Consider the following 13,466-nt stretch of genomic DNA (forward strand, 5'->3'; position numbering starts at 1 on the left):
GTCAGTGGCTCCGGATAGCTTGGGAATATGCGGTTACTACACACATCGGACTGGCACCTGGGCCGCTCCTTCCACGGCGTGGGCATGCTGGAGTCCCAGCGCGCCTTCATCAACCAGCTCGTGGAGGCGGTGGCCGGGCACCAGGTGGATGTCGTCCTGATCGCCGGTGATGTCTACGACCGCGCACTGCCGGGCGTGGACGTGGTCCACCTGCTGGACGAGGCCCTGGTCCGGCTGACGTCGGCCGGCGCCAAGGTGGTCCTCACCAGTGGAAACCACGACTCCGCCATCCGCCTTGGCTTTGCCGCCCGGCTGCTGGAACGCGGGGGAGTGCACCTCCGGACCCGCGTGGAGAACCTGGACGAGCCGTTGCTGCTTCCACTCGGCGCGGACCGGGCAGGGAAGGAAGCCACCCTGGCCATCTACGGCATCCCCTGGCTTGAACCCCGGCTTGTCGCGGGGCAGCTTGGCGTGCAGACGGCCAGCCACTTCGAGGTCACCCGGGCTGCCACAAGCCTGATCCGTGAAGACATCGCGCGCCGTGCGGCCAGTGCCCCCATCCAGTCGGTGGTATTGGCCCACACGTTTGCCAGTGGCGGCATCAGCTCGGACAGTGAACGCGACCTCAGCATCGGGGGAGTGGGTGCCGTACCCCTGGACCTCTTCGAGGGCTTCAGCTACACCGCCCTCGGCCACCTGCACGGCCGCCAGGCGTTGTCCCCTGAAGTGCGGTATTCCGGATCCCCGCTGGCCTATTCGTTTTCGGAGGCGCGGCACCGGAAAGGGGCCTGGCTGGTGGACATCGGACCGGACGGGGTCGAGGCAGTGGAGGAAGTGCTGTTCGAAGCGGCACGCTCCCTGGCCGTCCTGCGGGGTCCGCTGCAGGACCTCCTGGAGTCGCCGGAACACGCGTGGGCCGAAACCGCCTACTGCCAGATCACCCTCACGGACGCGCAGCGGCCTGTCCGGGCAATGGACCGGCTTCGGGAGCGGTTTCCGGACGCCCTGGTCCTGGGCTTCGAGCCTCAGGGCGGGACTGCCGCCAGTGCCGCCACCTACAGCAGCAGGCTGGCCGAGGCGCCGGACGATCTCGCCGTGTGCTGCGGGTTCCTCGAGCACGTGCGCGGCCGCGTCCCGGACGCGGCTGAGGAAGCGGCCCTCGCCGCCGCCCTTGAGAACGTGCGCTTGCTGGAGGGCTTGCGATGAGGATCCACCACCTGAGCATTTCCGGATTCGGCCCCTTCGCCGGCACGGAAGACGTCGACTTTGACCGGCTGAGCGGCCACGGGCTGTTCCTCCTCAACGGGCCCACCGGCGCCGGAAAGACCAGCGTCCTGGACGCCATCTGCTTTGCCCTGTACGGGTCCGTTCCCGGGGCCCGCCAGGACGGCAAGCGCCTGCGCAGCGACCATGCTGAACCGGGCCGGGAGCCGGCCGTCACCTGTGGATTCTCCGCACAGGGGCGGCGGTTCGAAGTGACGCGCTCGCCGGCTTGGGACAAGCCCAGTGCGCGGGGCAGGAACGGGTTCACCACCCAGCAGGCCAAGACCCTCCTTCGGGAATTCGTGGATGGCGCATGGGTGGAGAAATCGGCGCGGAATGACGAGGCCGGGGCCGAAATCCTGGCCCTGCTCGGCATGGACCGGGAACAGTTCACCCGGGTGGTGATGCTCCCGCAGGGGGACTTTGCCGCATTCCTGCGGTCAAAGGCCGCAGAGCGGCTGGAACTGCTGCAAAAGCTGTTCGGCACCCAGCGTTTTGAGGCCCTGGAACAGGAACTTTCCCGCCAGGCGGTTGAGGCAAGGGAGAAGTCTCCGCCCTGGCCGGACAACTCGAAGTCCTCGCTGCACGCGCTGAATCCGAAGCAGCCGCCGTGGAACTGGACGCGGCAGACGCTCCACCCGCCGAGAATATGGCTGCCCGGCTGGAATGGCTGCGCCATGCGGCGGGGCAACGTCTGGGCCACCTGAGGGACGTGGCAAAGGCGGCCGAAACGGAAAGTAGCGCACAAGCCCGTGCCGTTGATGAGGAAAGCGCCAGGATAGGGCGGTGCCGCCGGCTTGACGCCGCCGGATCCCGCCGGGCGGCCGTCCAGGAAGCCGCGCCCCGGCTGGAAAGCCTGGCCCTCCGCCTGGCGCGCCACCGGCAGGCAGCCGTCCTCGACGGGCACCTGAAGGGTGTTGATGCAGCGGAGGCCAGGGTGCGGAGCGCCGCCGGCGCCGCCGAGTCTGCCAATACCCTGCTCCGCCTCGCCGTGGAAGACAGCACTGAAATTTCCCGGCTGGAACTGGGCTGGGCCGAAGCACCTGGCCGGGACAGTGCTGGTGTGCAGGATACGGGACTGGCCGGCGCAGGCGCTGCGGCTGCAGCCGGGGAGCTGGGCCGTCTGCGCTCGCTTCTGGCCGTCGTCGAGGCAAGGTTGCCGGACGAGGACAGGCTGCAGGCCCTCCGCGGGCAGCAGAACCGGCTGTCCGGGAAGCAACAGGAACTGGACTGTGGGATCTCGGGACTGGACGGCCGGATGGCGGCGCTCCAGGAAGACGCGACCGGCTCGCCGGGGGCCTGGACCAGCTGGTCCAGCACGCTGGCACTGCCGCGCTGCGCACCAAGGAAGCCGCTGCCGCCACCGAATTGCTGGACGTTGTCCGCCGGCATGCGGCGGCTGCCGCAGCCCGTGACGCCGTAAAGCTGCGGTATGACGCCTGCCGCGAGAACCAGCTGGAAGCCAAACGCCGCTGGCTGGATCTTCGGGAAGAGCGGCTGGCGAACGCAGCTGCCGAGCTGGCCGCGCAGCTGGCCGAGGGAGCGCCGTGCCCGGTCTGCGGCAGTGAAGACCATCCCGCCCCCGCCGCCGCCGGGCCCGGAGGTCCGGGCCTCGCCCAGGAGGAGGACGCAGCCCACGCCGGGTATGAAGCCGCAGAAGCCGCCTTCACCCTGGTCAGTGCCGAACTGGCTGAAGCAAACCAGCACGTGGCAGTCCTCGCGGGCCAGGGCGGGGACACCCCCGAAGCCGACGCCCTTGGAAGCGCGGACGTGGCCCGTGCCGCGGCCGCCGAAGCCGACGCGGCAGTCAAGGAGCTTGCGGCAGTCCGGGCCCGCCTGGATGCCCTGGACGCAGACCTTGCAACGGCCCAGGCGTCAAGGGCCGGGATGGACGCGGAACTGCACCAGGTGAAGGCCTCGCTGGCAGACCTGTCCGGGCAGGCTTCCTCCCTGGACCATGCCCTCTCGGAGCTGCGCGGCGGGCACCGCACCTTGTCCCGCCGGCTGCGGTCCTTGGAGGACGCGGTGGCTGTCCTGGACAAGGCAGTGGAGGCCGGGGCGCAGCTGGATCATGCCCGGGCGCAGGCTGCCGAGGCCCGGGCACAGCTGGAGCTGGCATTGCCGGAGGCCGGCTTCGCCACTGCCGGCGAAGCCAGGGAGCAGCTGCTTCCGTCCGCCCAGGCAGCCGCCCTGGAGGATGAGGTCCGTGCCGTCCGGGATGAGGCAGCCAGGGTTGACGAGCTCTTTGCCTCGGAGGACATCGTGCTGGCCCTTGAGGAACAGGCCGCCGGATTCAGCGTTGACGAGCAACGTTTTGCCGCCTTGCGTGACGCCGCGGACGCTGCCCGCCAGGAGGCGCGGGATGCCCAGCTCGCAGCCGGCATGGCGGGCCGCTGCCAGGAATCACTGGCCGCGATCAGCGTGGAGTATGAGACATTGACGGAATCTGTCCGCGGACCGGCGGAGCATGCGCAGATGCTCGCGGGCCTGGCCGATGCCGCGGCCGGCCGGGGGAGAACACGTACAGGATGAGCCTGAACAGCTACGTGCTGGCGGCGCGGCTTGAGCAGGTGGCCCTCGCGGCGTCAGAGCGCCTGGTGGCAATGAGTGATGGCCGCTACCTGCTGCAGCACACTGATGCCAAGGCCGCCAGGGTGCCAGGTCCGGGCTGGGCCTGGAAGTGGTGGACCAGTGGACCGGCTGCCGCCGCGATACCTCCACCCTCTCCGGCGGCGAGTCGTTCATGGCATCCCTGTCCCTGGCGCTTGGCCTCGCCGACGTCGTGCAGCAGGAAGCGGGCGGCGTCGAGATTGAGACACTTTTTGTGGACGAGGGATTCGGAAGCCTGGACGAGCAGTCGCTGGAGCAAGTCATGGACGCGCTGGAGGGCCTGCGCGACGGCGGGCGCGTGGTGGGGCTCGTCAGCCACGTCGGCGAAATGAAGCAGCGTATCGGCACCCAGCTGCAGGTGCTGAAAGGCCGGAACGGGTCCACGCTGCGGATTTCCGAGGCTGCGGATCTGGGAGCCTGATCCGCCAGTCCCGCCTGAAGCGGGTGCCCGGCGGCATTCGGGGGCGCACTATGACTTCCACGCTATAATTTTCCAGTTACCGGGTTGCGCGCATCGGGAGGAGGGACGATGCGCATGAACTGAACGAGCCCGCAATGACATCACCAACCTCCCCGTCCACAGACACCTCCAGCACCCGCGGCCAGGTTTCCCCTTCAGGCACTGAACGTACACGAACTGCACCGCAGGGGCGCTTCGCCAGGCTCTCCCACCTGGCCGGCCGCAGCTTCATCCCCATCGGCCTCTTCGCCCGGCTGCCGCTGGCCATGCTCACCGTCGGCACGCTCACCATGGTCACCTCCGTCAGCGGCTCCTACGCCGCGGGCGGGACGGCCGCCGGAGCGGTCGGCATCGGCTCAGCCCTTGGTGCCCCCGTGCTTGGTGCCCTGGCCGACAGGCGGGGGCAGCGTCCCGTCCTGATGGTCTCTGCGCTCATCAACACCGCAGCAGTGGTGGCTTTGATCCTCACGGCAACGGGCCTGGGCAGCTCCGGGGGCTTCCACCCGGCAATCCTTGCCGCCGCGTTCGCCGCCGGCGCCAGCTGCCCGCAGGTGGGCCCGCTCGCGCGGGTCCGCTGGATGGCCCTGACACTGCACGGGCCCGCAACGGCCAACAAGCGGGACCTGGATACCGCATTGTCCTACGAAAGCACCGCGGATGAGGTGACTTTTGTCCTGGGGCCGGCACTGGTGGGCATCCTCGCCAGCCTCGTGGCTCCATGGCTCCCGCTGGCGCTCGCTGCGGCGATGACCATCATCCTGGTTCCGCCTTCGCCGCCCATCCCACCCACCGGTCGGTCCGGCCAGGCCAGGGACGGACCAAGGGCGACAACGGGAACAAGGGCAACCAGGGCGCCGGCAGGATCCCCGCGGCAGTAGCCCTGCCCGTGGCGGCCATGGTCTGCATGGGAACCTTCTTCGGCTCCACGCAGGCTGCCTTGAGCTCCTTTTCGGCCGGCCAGGCAGGATCCGAACTCGCCGGACTGCTGTATGCCGTCATGGGCCTGAGCTCCGCCGCTGCTGCCCTCTCGGTTGCCTACTGGCCCCAGCGGTTCGGGCTCTCCCGGCGGTGGACCCTGTCTGCGGCGCTGATGGCGCTGCTGGCGCTGCTGCTGCTGGTTCCGTCCTCGCTCGCCGGCATGGTGGCCGTCCTGCTCATCCTCGGCCTGCCGGTGGGCCCGGTCATGGTCACGGTGTTCGCAGCCGGCGGCGTGCTGGCACCTGCGGGCCGGCTGGGAACCGTCATGACTGCCCTGGCCAGCGGGATTGTGGCGGGAACAGCGCTTGGCTCCTCCATCGGCGGCTACCTGGCAGAAGCCGGCGGCCACCATGCGGCCTTCGTGGTTCCTGTCGGCGCTGCCGTGGTGCTGGCGTTGCTCGGGGCCGCGGCCGCCCGGGTCCTGCGGACCCGGCAGGCCGCCAACTGACAGCTGCCGTCAGGCCAGCTGGCGCTCGATCCGGGCGGCACTTTCGGCAAGGGCGGCCCCCACGGTCTCCGGATCATGGGCGGAACGGATATAGACGACGGCGAGTGCGGCCGGTCGTCCGCCAGGTACCCGGACCGGGGCTGCCAGCGAGGAGACGCCCGCAATGACTTCGTCATGGCTGGCCGAGTAGCCTTTCCGGCGTGCCTCGCCCGCCTCCGGGCGGTCGGGGATCCCCGTGTCCAGCCGGTCCCATTCGGCTTCCGTGAGTGCCGACTGGATGGCGATGCCCGGGGCGCCGGCGTTGATCGGGTGCCGGGTGCCCGGATGCTGGGCCACTGTAGCGCCTGAATGCCTGGGCTCGACGGTCACAAGGGTGATGCAGTCGTGGTGGTCCCACACAGCGACGAAGGCCGTCATGTCCAGGGTGTTGGCCAAATGGGTCAGCTCGGGAAGCGCCGCCGCCTGGAGGTTCCGCGAAACCCCACGCGCCAGGACGGCCAGCCCGGGCCCCGGCTGGACTTTGCCGGCGTCGTCCCGCACCAGCAGCGAATGGTCCTCAAGGGTGCGCAGGATCCGGTAGGCAACCGATCGGTGCACGCCCATGGCGTCGGCCAGTTCCGCGATGGTCAACGGCCCGGGGGCGGCGGCGAGGATTTCCAGGGCGCGGATGCCCCTGGACAGCGTCTGGGACGCGGAAGCCTGCGCCGGCGCGGCTCCTGAAGGGGCTGCAGCGGGGGGAGTCATGGGTTCCATCCTAGGTGGCCGGCTGATTGCGTTCCGTAGCTCCTATTGTGACCCAGTCCCCGCACTTTTCCGGAATGTGAACCCGGGATTCCCATATGGAACGCCGCAGCCATAGGCCTCCCCTCAACGAAAGTTCACGCAGGGCGTGTCTTGTCTCACAATTTCGTAGTACCCTACTAACTAACTGACCGTTCTGTCGGTAATCCTGAAGGCGTCCCGGCGGCACTGCTGCCAATGAACAATGGAGTTTCAATGACCACACCGTCCAAGGTGGACACCCTTGCCGGCCCCAGCACCCGCCGGGAGGAACGCAAGGTCCTCGCCGGAACCCTCGTAGGCACCACCATCGAGTGGTACGACTTCTTCATCTTTGCCCAGCTGACCGCAACGCTGCTGTCACCGCTGTTCCTTGCGCCGCTGAACGCATCGAATCCCGGCCTGGCCCAGATCCTCTCCTTTGCCCTGATCGGCATCAGCTTCCTGTTCCGGCCGCTTGGCGCCGTCGTCGCGGGACACCTGGGCGACCGGCTGGGACGCAAGGCCATGCTCGTCTTCACGCTGGTGATGATGGGCGCGGCAACGGCGCTGATCGGCATGCTGCCCACCTACGCGCAGATTGGCGCCTGGGCCCCCATCCTGCTGATCCTCCTTCGGATTGTCCAGGGCTTCTCGGCCGGCGGTGAATGGGGCGGTGCGGCGCTGATGGCCGTGGAGCACGCACCCCTGAACAAGCGTGGCCTGTTCGGCGCCTATCCGCAGATCGGCGTTCCCGTGGGCATGATCCTGGCCACGGGCCTGCTGTTCTTCCTGAACAGCAGCATGTCCAAGGAAGACTTCGCCGCCTGGGGCTGGCGGGTGCCGTTCCTGCTGTCCATCGTGCTGATCGTGGTGGGTTACCTCATCCGCCGCGCCGTGGCGGAAAGCCCGGTCTTCCAGGAGATGGCTGCCCGCAAGGCGGAGAGCAAGGCGCCGCTGGGTGAACTGGTCCGCAGCCACAAGAAGCCGGTCCTGTACTCCACCATGATCTTCATCGCCAACAACGCCGCCGGCTACCTGCTGATCGCGTTCTTCATCGCCTACGCAACCCGCACGCTGCAGATGCCTGCCCCGCCGGTCCTGCTGGCCACTACCCTGGCCTCCTTCGGCTGGCTGATCTTTACGCTGGTAGGCGGGTGGCTCTCGGACCGCATCGGCCGCGTCAAGACCTTCCTCACCGGCTATGCCATCGTCTTCGCCTGGATGATTCCGATGTTCGCCCTGATCGACACGAAGAACATCTGGCTCTACGGCGTGGCGCTGTTCGTCCTCACGATCGGCCTCGGCCTCTCCTATGGCCCCATGTCCGCGATGTACGCGGAAATGTTCCCGGCGAATGTCCGCTATTCGGGTATTTCCATTGGGTATGCCTTCGGCGCCATCCTGGGCGGCGCGTTCGCGGCCACCATCGCCGAGTTCCTGCTGCAGACCACCAAGTGGGCCGGTTCCATCGGTATCTACATCATGGTGCTCTGCGTCATCTCCGCCATTGGCGTGGTGCTCGCAAAGGAAACCAAGGGCAGGCCGCTGGGAGTCAGCCACCACTAGCGACCAGGGCAGCCAAAAGCGCCGCAATAATCAATAGGCCGCAGCGGGCCCGGACCAGGTGGTCCGGGCCCGCTGCCGTGCGCGGCTGGAAGTGCTACTGACTCAGGAAGCTGATGGCGTCGTCGTCGGTGAGCTGTTCGAAATGCCGGTAGAAGCTGCCCACCGCACGGAACTTGCCCGGCAGGTGCAGGCAGATCACGGCGTCGCAAACGCGCTCCACGGAGGCCTCGGCATCGATGGAGGCCACCGGAGCGGCGGCCACCACGGTAGCGGCCCCACCTTCGCGGACTGCCTCGACGGCGGCCCGCATGGTGGCGCCGGTGGCCAGGCCGTCGTCCACCAGCACCACGGTCTTCCCGCTGAGGTCATGTTCGGTGCCGGGGTAGAGGTCCACGCGGCGGAGCAGTTCGGCACGCTCGCGCTCCTCCACTTCATCGAGCCACTCGCGGCGAACCCCGTGCTCCAGGACGCGGTCCAGCAGGGGCTTGTTGATGAGCCGGACAGTGCGGCCGCGTGCCCACGCCAGCGCTCCGTAGGCGGTCTCCTCATGTCCGGGGATGCCCAGTTTCCGCACCAGCACCGTTCCCACGGGAAGGTAGAGGGCCTTGGCGGCCGCAGCGGCCACCGGAATCCCGCCGCGTGCCAGGCCGAGGACCAGGGTGTCCGGCCGCTCCCGGAACTGCGGAAGTACCGCGGCCAGGCGCTCGCCGGCCTCCGTGCGGTCTTCGAAACGGGTAACCATCTGCTCCTCCAGGCTTTCCTGCACCTGGTTTCAGCCTACCGCCAGCCCGGGCAGCCTGTGCCCGGGCACTGCGGCAGAGATGCCGGACCTATATGGCCAGGAACGCGATGGCGGCCTGTTTGAAGGCCCGGCTGGTGACGGCGTTGGTGTGGTTGCGTCCCGGCAGGACCAGCTGTTCGGCCATGGAACCGGCGCTTGCCGCCAGCTCTGCGAGTTTCGGCAGGCTGCCCACCCGTTCGTCCTGGTCGCCCGAGACCAGGAGCATCGGAACGTGGGGGACGGCCTCGGAAGGGTCGTACGGTTCTGCCTTGATGGCCTCCACCAGGGACAGGAGGGCGAAGATGTTGTTGCTGGGCAGCAGCAGGGCCATCTTCAGGAGGCGGGCAGTGGATTCGTCGGCGATCGGGGTGCCGTCGGCAAGGTAGTCCTGGGCGGCCACCAGGTCGAACTCCGCCAGTGGATCTGCGGTGTTCGCTCCGCCCAGGACCAGTCGGTGGACGATCTCCGGCTGGGTTGCGCCGAACTCCAGGGCGAGCCGGGAACCCAGCGAATAGCCCACAACGTCCAGTCCGCTGGAAGGGTCGCCTGGCTGCAGGGGCCGAACGCCGGCGTCGAACGCTGCCTGCAGCAGGTCGGCACGGATCCTGCTGGGGGAGTCGGAATCACGGTCCTCGGGCGCGCCGCTGCGGCCGTGCCCCGGCAGGTCCACGGTGATCACCCGGCGTCCCGCCTGCAGCAGCGCCTGCACCCAGCCGGTGTCCTCCCAGTTGAGCTTGGAGGAGGAGGAAAAGCCGTGCAGCAGCAGCACCGGCCGGAGCCCGGCATCCTCCTCCGGTTCGTGGACCCCCACGTACAGCTGGGGGTCCGTGCCCTCCACAGTGTGGGTTTGCTGTTGGCCGGTGTGCCTGCCGCTCATGCTGTCAGTCCTCATCAACTCATGCGTCCGGGCGGGCCCGGCGCGTCGGTGCCTGGCATCACTCTACCTGCCGTGCTGGCGCCGGGCGGCGCCGGAGGACCGGCGTGTAAACCGGGCTCCCAGCGCGCAGGCCAGGGCGATGCCGGCGATCAGGGCAAAGGTGCTGAAAAGCTGCACCCGGCTGGCGTCGGCGCTGAAGCCGACGGCAAAGATCAGTGCCAGCAGGACCAGGCCAACAATTGTGAGGCCGGGGAAGCCCTTCATCCGCAGGGGGAGGCGGATGCCCTCCCGGTCCGCGTGGCGGCGCAGCACCAGCTGGGACACCAGCGCGCTGCCCACACCACCAGGCAGGTGGACCCCACCAGCTGGAAGAGTGCCGGCAGGATGCGCTCCGGGAAGAGCAGTTCCAGGACGGTGGCAATGAAGCCGAAGGCCACGGAGACCGCGACCGCGAGCATGGGGACGCTCTGCCCGGCCAGCCGGGAGAGGAAAGCCGGCGCCTCCCCCCGCTCTGCCAGTGAATAGACCATCCGCGAGGCGCCGTACAGGTTGGCATTCAGCGCGGAAAGGAGCGCGACGACGGCCACCAGGGTTATGGCGGTGGCGGCACCGGGATGCCTGCGGCGTCGAGGACGCCGGCGAAGGGCGACGCCAGTGCGCCGGACGTGGCGGGAAGGACTGCGGCGATGACGAACACCGAGCCGATGTAGAACACCAGGATCCGCCACACCACGGTGCGGATGGCCTTTCCCACGCTGTGCTCGGGATCTTCCGTCTCCGCTGCCGCCACCGAGACGATTTCGGTTCCACCGAAGGCGAAGATCACCACGAAGAGCGCCGAGGCGATGCCTCCCAGTCCCTCCGGGGCGAAATCCGTGGTGAGGTTTGCCAGGCCGGGCGAGGCAACGTCCGGCAGGAGTCCCAGCAGAAGGGCTGCGCCCACCACCAGGAACAGTACGATCGCGGCCACCTTGAGGATGGCAAACCAAAATTCGAACTCCCCGAAGTTCCGGACGCCGGCCAGGTTGATCCCGGTGAAGACCACCATGAAGACCAGTGCAAGTGCCCAGACCGGGATGACGGGCCATACCGAAAACAGCAGCCCTGCGGCGCCGAGTGCTTCGGCGGCGATCACCACCACCAGCTGCAGCCACCACAGCCACCCGATGGTGGCCCCGGCAGTCTTGCCCAAGGCCCTTTCCGCATAGACGGAAAAGGCCCCGCTGGTCGGATTCGCCGCCGCCATCTCGCCCAGTGCCCACATCACCAGGATGATGAGTGTCCCTGCCACAAGGTAGGAGACCAGCACCGCGGGGCCCGCCGCCTGGATGCCGGCGCCGGAACCGAGGAACAGGCCGGCGCCGATGGCGGATCCCAGCCCCATCATGGTGAGCTGCCGGGGCTTCATGCTGTGGCCGAGGTGGTGCTGCGGGCGGGCGGGGCGGACTTCGTCGTCATGGAAGTGAACCTTCTTGGGGTCTTGGGTTTTCGTCCTCTTGGGACCACTCGAATTTACCGCCTGGCGGGCGCCTTGCCGAACCGCCCCGGCCGGGCCTCCGGGCGCATCCGGCCCGGGGCGCGTTTCAGTCGCGTCGGACACATTTCCGGTTTAGGGCCCGACGGCCTTAGAATCAGTTATGGTCACGTTGACTATAACTGTCGGAGCCGGCAGCCGGACCGTAATTACGAAGGAGGTGGATGCATGTACTACAGCTCAGCGAATGTCTCTGAGCGCCGTGCCGCGCCCCCCTTCGCTCGCCATTTCCACGGTCATTTTCGCCCTGCGGCCCAGCGAAACATCTGGCCGGCCCACCCTGTGGCTGCCGCTGGTGCGCCGCATCCGCGAACCCTTCAAGGGACTGTGGGCCCTGCCCGGCGGACCCCTCAGCCATGATGAGTCCCTCCAGGACGCCGCATCACGGAACCTTCGGGAAACGACCGGCCTGGCCCCCAACTACCTGGAGCAGCTGTACGCCTTCGGCGGCCTGCACCGGTCACCCACCCAGCGGGTGGTCTCCATTGTCTATTGGGCCCTGGTCCAGCCGACGGAGGCGGCCCTTGCCGACGTTTCCGAGAATGTGCGGTGGTTCCGGGCGGACCGGCTGGGCGACCTGGCGTTCGACCATAAAGCGATTGTGGACTACGCACTCTGGCGCCTCCGGAACAAGCTGGCCTACGGCTCGGTGGCCTACCACCTCCTGGGCGAGTACTTCACCCTCGCCCAGGTCCGCGAGGTCTACGAAGCGGTCCTGGACCGCCAACTGGACCCGGCCAACTTCCGGCGCCAGCTCAGATCCACCCCGGAAATCGAAGAAACAGACCAATTCCTCCAGGGCGGTAAACACCGCCCGCCCCGCCTCTACCGCTTTACCGGCCGTCCCGGCCTTGATCCAGACAACAGGAGCACACCATGAGCAGCGTCAACACAGCAATCCAGCTCATCACGCGTGAACAGGCCGAAAAGGGCGCAGCCGCCAAAGGCAGCACCTGCAGCCCCGCCCTCGCCAAGGGCCCGTGGGACTACGATCTGGCCGAGGCGCTCGCCGGTGTCCCCGCCTACGGTCCGGGAGCCTCGAGCGCCGACGTGGCACCGGCGGCTACCCCCCGGCAGGGGCAGCTGCCCGAGGAATACAAGCTCGCCAGCGACGCCGAGCTTGCCGAACGCATCACCGCCGCCAAAGCTGCACTGGGGGACCGTGCCGTCATCCTGGGGCACTTCTACCAGCGGGACGAGGTTGTCCAGTACGCGGACTTCGTGGGCGACTCCTTCCAGCTGGCCAACGCCGCACTCACCCGGCCGGACGCAGAAGCCATCATTTTCTGCGGGGTGCACTTCATGGCCGAAACCGCGGATATCCTCTCCAAGCCCGACCAGGCTGTCATCCTGCCCAACCTCGCCGCCGGCTGCTCCATGGCGGACATGGCCGACGCAGACTCCGTCGCCGAGTGCTGGGAACAGCTGGAGGAAATCTTCGGCACCGAGCCCGACGCCGACGGCCGGGTTCCGGTGATTCCCGTCACCTACATGAATTCCTCCGCAGCCCTCAAGGCATTCTGCGGCGAGCACGGGGGCATCGTGTGCACCTCGTCCAACGCTAAGACAGTCCTTGAATGGGCCTTCCAGCGGGCACAGCGCGTGCTGTTCTTCCCGGACCAGCACCTGGGCCGCAACACCGCAAAGGCGCTGGGCGTGCCGCTGGAGCAGATGCCCATGTGGAACCCGCGCAAGGAACTCGGCGGCAACGGTGAGCAGGCGCTCCTGGATTCACGGGTCATCCTGTGGCACGGGTTCTGCTCCGTCCACAAGCGCTTCACCACCGCCCAGATCGACAAGGCACGGGCCGACTACCCCGGCGTCCAGGTGATCGTCCACCCGGAGTGCCCCATGGAAGTCGTTGACGCCGCCGATTCCGCCGGTTCGACGGACTTCATCAAGAAAGCCATCGCCGGCGCCACGGAGCCCACAACCTTCGCGATCGGCACCGAGATCAACATGGTTAACCGGCTCGCCGCCGAGTACCCGCAGCACGCCATCTTCTGCCTTGACCCCGTCATCTGCCCCTGCTCAACCATGTACCGGATCCACCCGGGCTACCTCGCCTGGGTGCTCGAGGAACTGGTTGCCGGCCGGGTGGTGAACAGGATCACCGTGGACGATGCCGTGCAGGCCAACGCCCGGACCGCCCTTGAGCGCATGCTCGCGGCCAGGCCGTAGCGAAGG

At 68.1% G+C, this 13,466-nt stretch carries 7 protein-coding genes and 4 pseudogenes; 6 read left to right on the top strand and 5 right to left on the bottom strand.

The genetic code is table 11. From position 1 onward, the window contains the following. Nucleotides 1-27: 27 nt before the first annotated feature. The 3 genes and pseudogenes from ACPEE0_RS07195 to ACPEE0_RS07205 all read left to right on the top strand — a co-directional run bounded on the left by ACPEE0_RS07195 (nucleotide 28) and on the right by ACPEE0_RS07205 (nucleotide 5,759). Entirely contained in the window at nucleotides 28-1,206 is a 1,179-nt protein-coding gene (locus ACPEE0_RS07195) for an exonuclease SbcCD subunit D (protein WP_424574216.1), read from the top strand. Beyond that, nucleotides 1,203-4,294: pseudogene (locus tag ACPEE0_RS07200) on the top strand (AAA family ATPase). The gene ACPEE0_RS07195 and the pseudogene ACPEE0_RS07200 overlap by 4 nt, the downstream one beginning before the upstream one ends. 134 nt (nucleotides 4,295-4,428) lie before the next feature. Then, a pseudogene (locus ACPEE0_RS07205) lies at nucleotides 4,429-5,759 on the top strand (MFS transporter). Nucleotides 5,760-5,768: 9 nt separating this feature from the next. On the opposite strand, the gene ACPEE0_RS07210 reads toward ACPEE0_RS07205, so the two are convergent. Continuing rightward, on the bottom strand, nucleotides 5,769-6,503 hold the full coding sequence (locus ACPEE0_RS07210) for an IclR family transcriptional regulator (protein ID WP_424574217.1): 735 nt from the start codon (nucleotides 6,501-6,503) through the stop codon (nucleotides 5,769-5,771). Between the two features lie 252 nt (nucleotides 6,504-6,755). Here ACPEE0_RS07210 and ACPEE0_RS07215 point away from each other — a divergent pair, with 252 nt between their 5' ends. Continuing rightward, nucleotides 6,756-8,087, top strand: coding sequence for an MFS transporter (locus tag ACPEE0_RS07215; RefSeq protein WP_009356518.1), 1,332 nt, complete (start codon nucleotides 6,756-6,758; stop codon nucleotides 8,085-8,087). A 94-nt stretch (nucleotides 8,088-8,181) separates the two neighbouring features. Here ACPEE0_RS07215 and ACPEE0_RS07220 read toward each other — a convergent pair whose 3' ends face one another. The 4 genes and pseudogenes from ACPEE0_RS07220 to ACPEE0_RS07235 form a co-directional block, all read right to left on the bottom strand. Continuing rightward, nucleotides 8,182-8,829, bottom strand: coding sequence for a phosphoribosyltransferase (locus ACPEE0_RS07220; RefSeq protein ID WP_424574218.1), 648 nt, complete (start codon nucleotides 8,827-8,829; stop codon nucleotides 8,182-8,184). Between the two features lie 88 nt (nucleotides 8,830-8,917). Then, nucleotides 8,918-9,745, bottom strand: coding sequence for an alpha/beta fold hydrolase (locus ACPEE0_RS07225; protein WP_424574219.1), 828 nt, complete (start codon nucleotides 9,743-9,745; stop codon nucleotides 8,918-8,920). A gap of 63 nt (nucleotides 9,746-9,808) precedes the next feature. Beyond that, a complete protein-coding gene (locus ACPEE0_RS07230; RefSeq protein ID WP_424574220.1) occupies nucleotides 9,809-10,069 on the bottom strand; it encodes a hypothetical protein in 261 nt (86 codons plus the stop codon). Continuing rightward, a pseudogene (locus ACPEE0_RS07235) lies at nucleotides 10,006-11,153 on the bottom strand (amino acid permease). Before ACPEE0_RS07235 ends, ACPEE0_RS07230 begins: the two are co-directional and overlap by 64 nt. 294 nt (nucleotides 11,154-11,447) lie before the next feature. Here ACPEE0_RS07235 and ACPEE0_RS07240 point away from each other — a divergent pair. Continuing rightward, nucleotides 11,448-12,159: pseudogene (locus ACPEE0_RS07240) on the top strand (NUDIX hydrolase). Then, entirely contained in the window at nucleotides 12,156-13,460 is a 1,305-nt protein-coding gene (gene nadA, locus ACPEE0_RS07245; RefSeq protein WP_424574221.1) for a quinolinate synthase NadA, read from the top strand. Before ACPEE0_RS07240 ends, nadA begins: the two are co-directional and overlap by 4 nt. The last annotated feature ends 6 nt before the right edge of the window (nucleotides 13,461-13,466 follow it).

The sequence above is a fragment of the Arthrobacter sp. SD76 genome (genome assembly GCF_049726125.1).
GTDB classification, from domain to species: domain Bacteria; phylum Actinomycetota; class Actinomycetes; order Actinomycetales; family Micrococcaceae; genus Arthrobacter; species Arthrobacter nitrophenolicus.

What these genes read in the sequence shown, in the direction of transcription:
- ACPEE0_RS07195 (WP_424574216.1), top strand. Translation starts at nt 28, where the DNA reads ATGCGGTTACTACACACATCGGACTGGCACCTGGGCCGCTCCTTCCAC.
- ACPEE0_RS07210 (WP_424574217.1), bottom strand. Translation starts at nt 6,503, where the DNA reads ATGACTCCCCCCGCTGCAGCCCCTTCAGGAGCCGCGCCGGCGCAGGCT.
- ACPEE0_RS07215 (WP_009356518.1), top strand. Translation starts at nt 6,756, where the DNA reads ATGACCACACCGTCCAAGGTGGACACCCTTGCCGGCCCCAGCACCCGC.
- ACPEE0_RS07220 (WP_424574218.1), bottom strand. Translation starts at nt 8,829, where the DNA reads ATGGTTACCCGTTTCGAAGACCGCACGGAGGCCGGCGAGCGCCTGGCC.
- ACPEE0_RS07225 (WP_424574219.1), bottom strand. Translation starts at nt 9,745, where the DNA reads ATGAGCGGCAGGCACACCGGCCAACAGCAAACCCACACTGTGGAGGGC.
- nadA (WP_424574221.1), top strand. Translation starts at nt 12,156, where the DNA reads ATGAGCAGCGTCAACACAGCAATCCAGCTCATCACGCGTGAACAGGCC.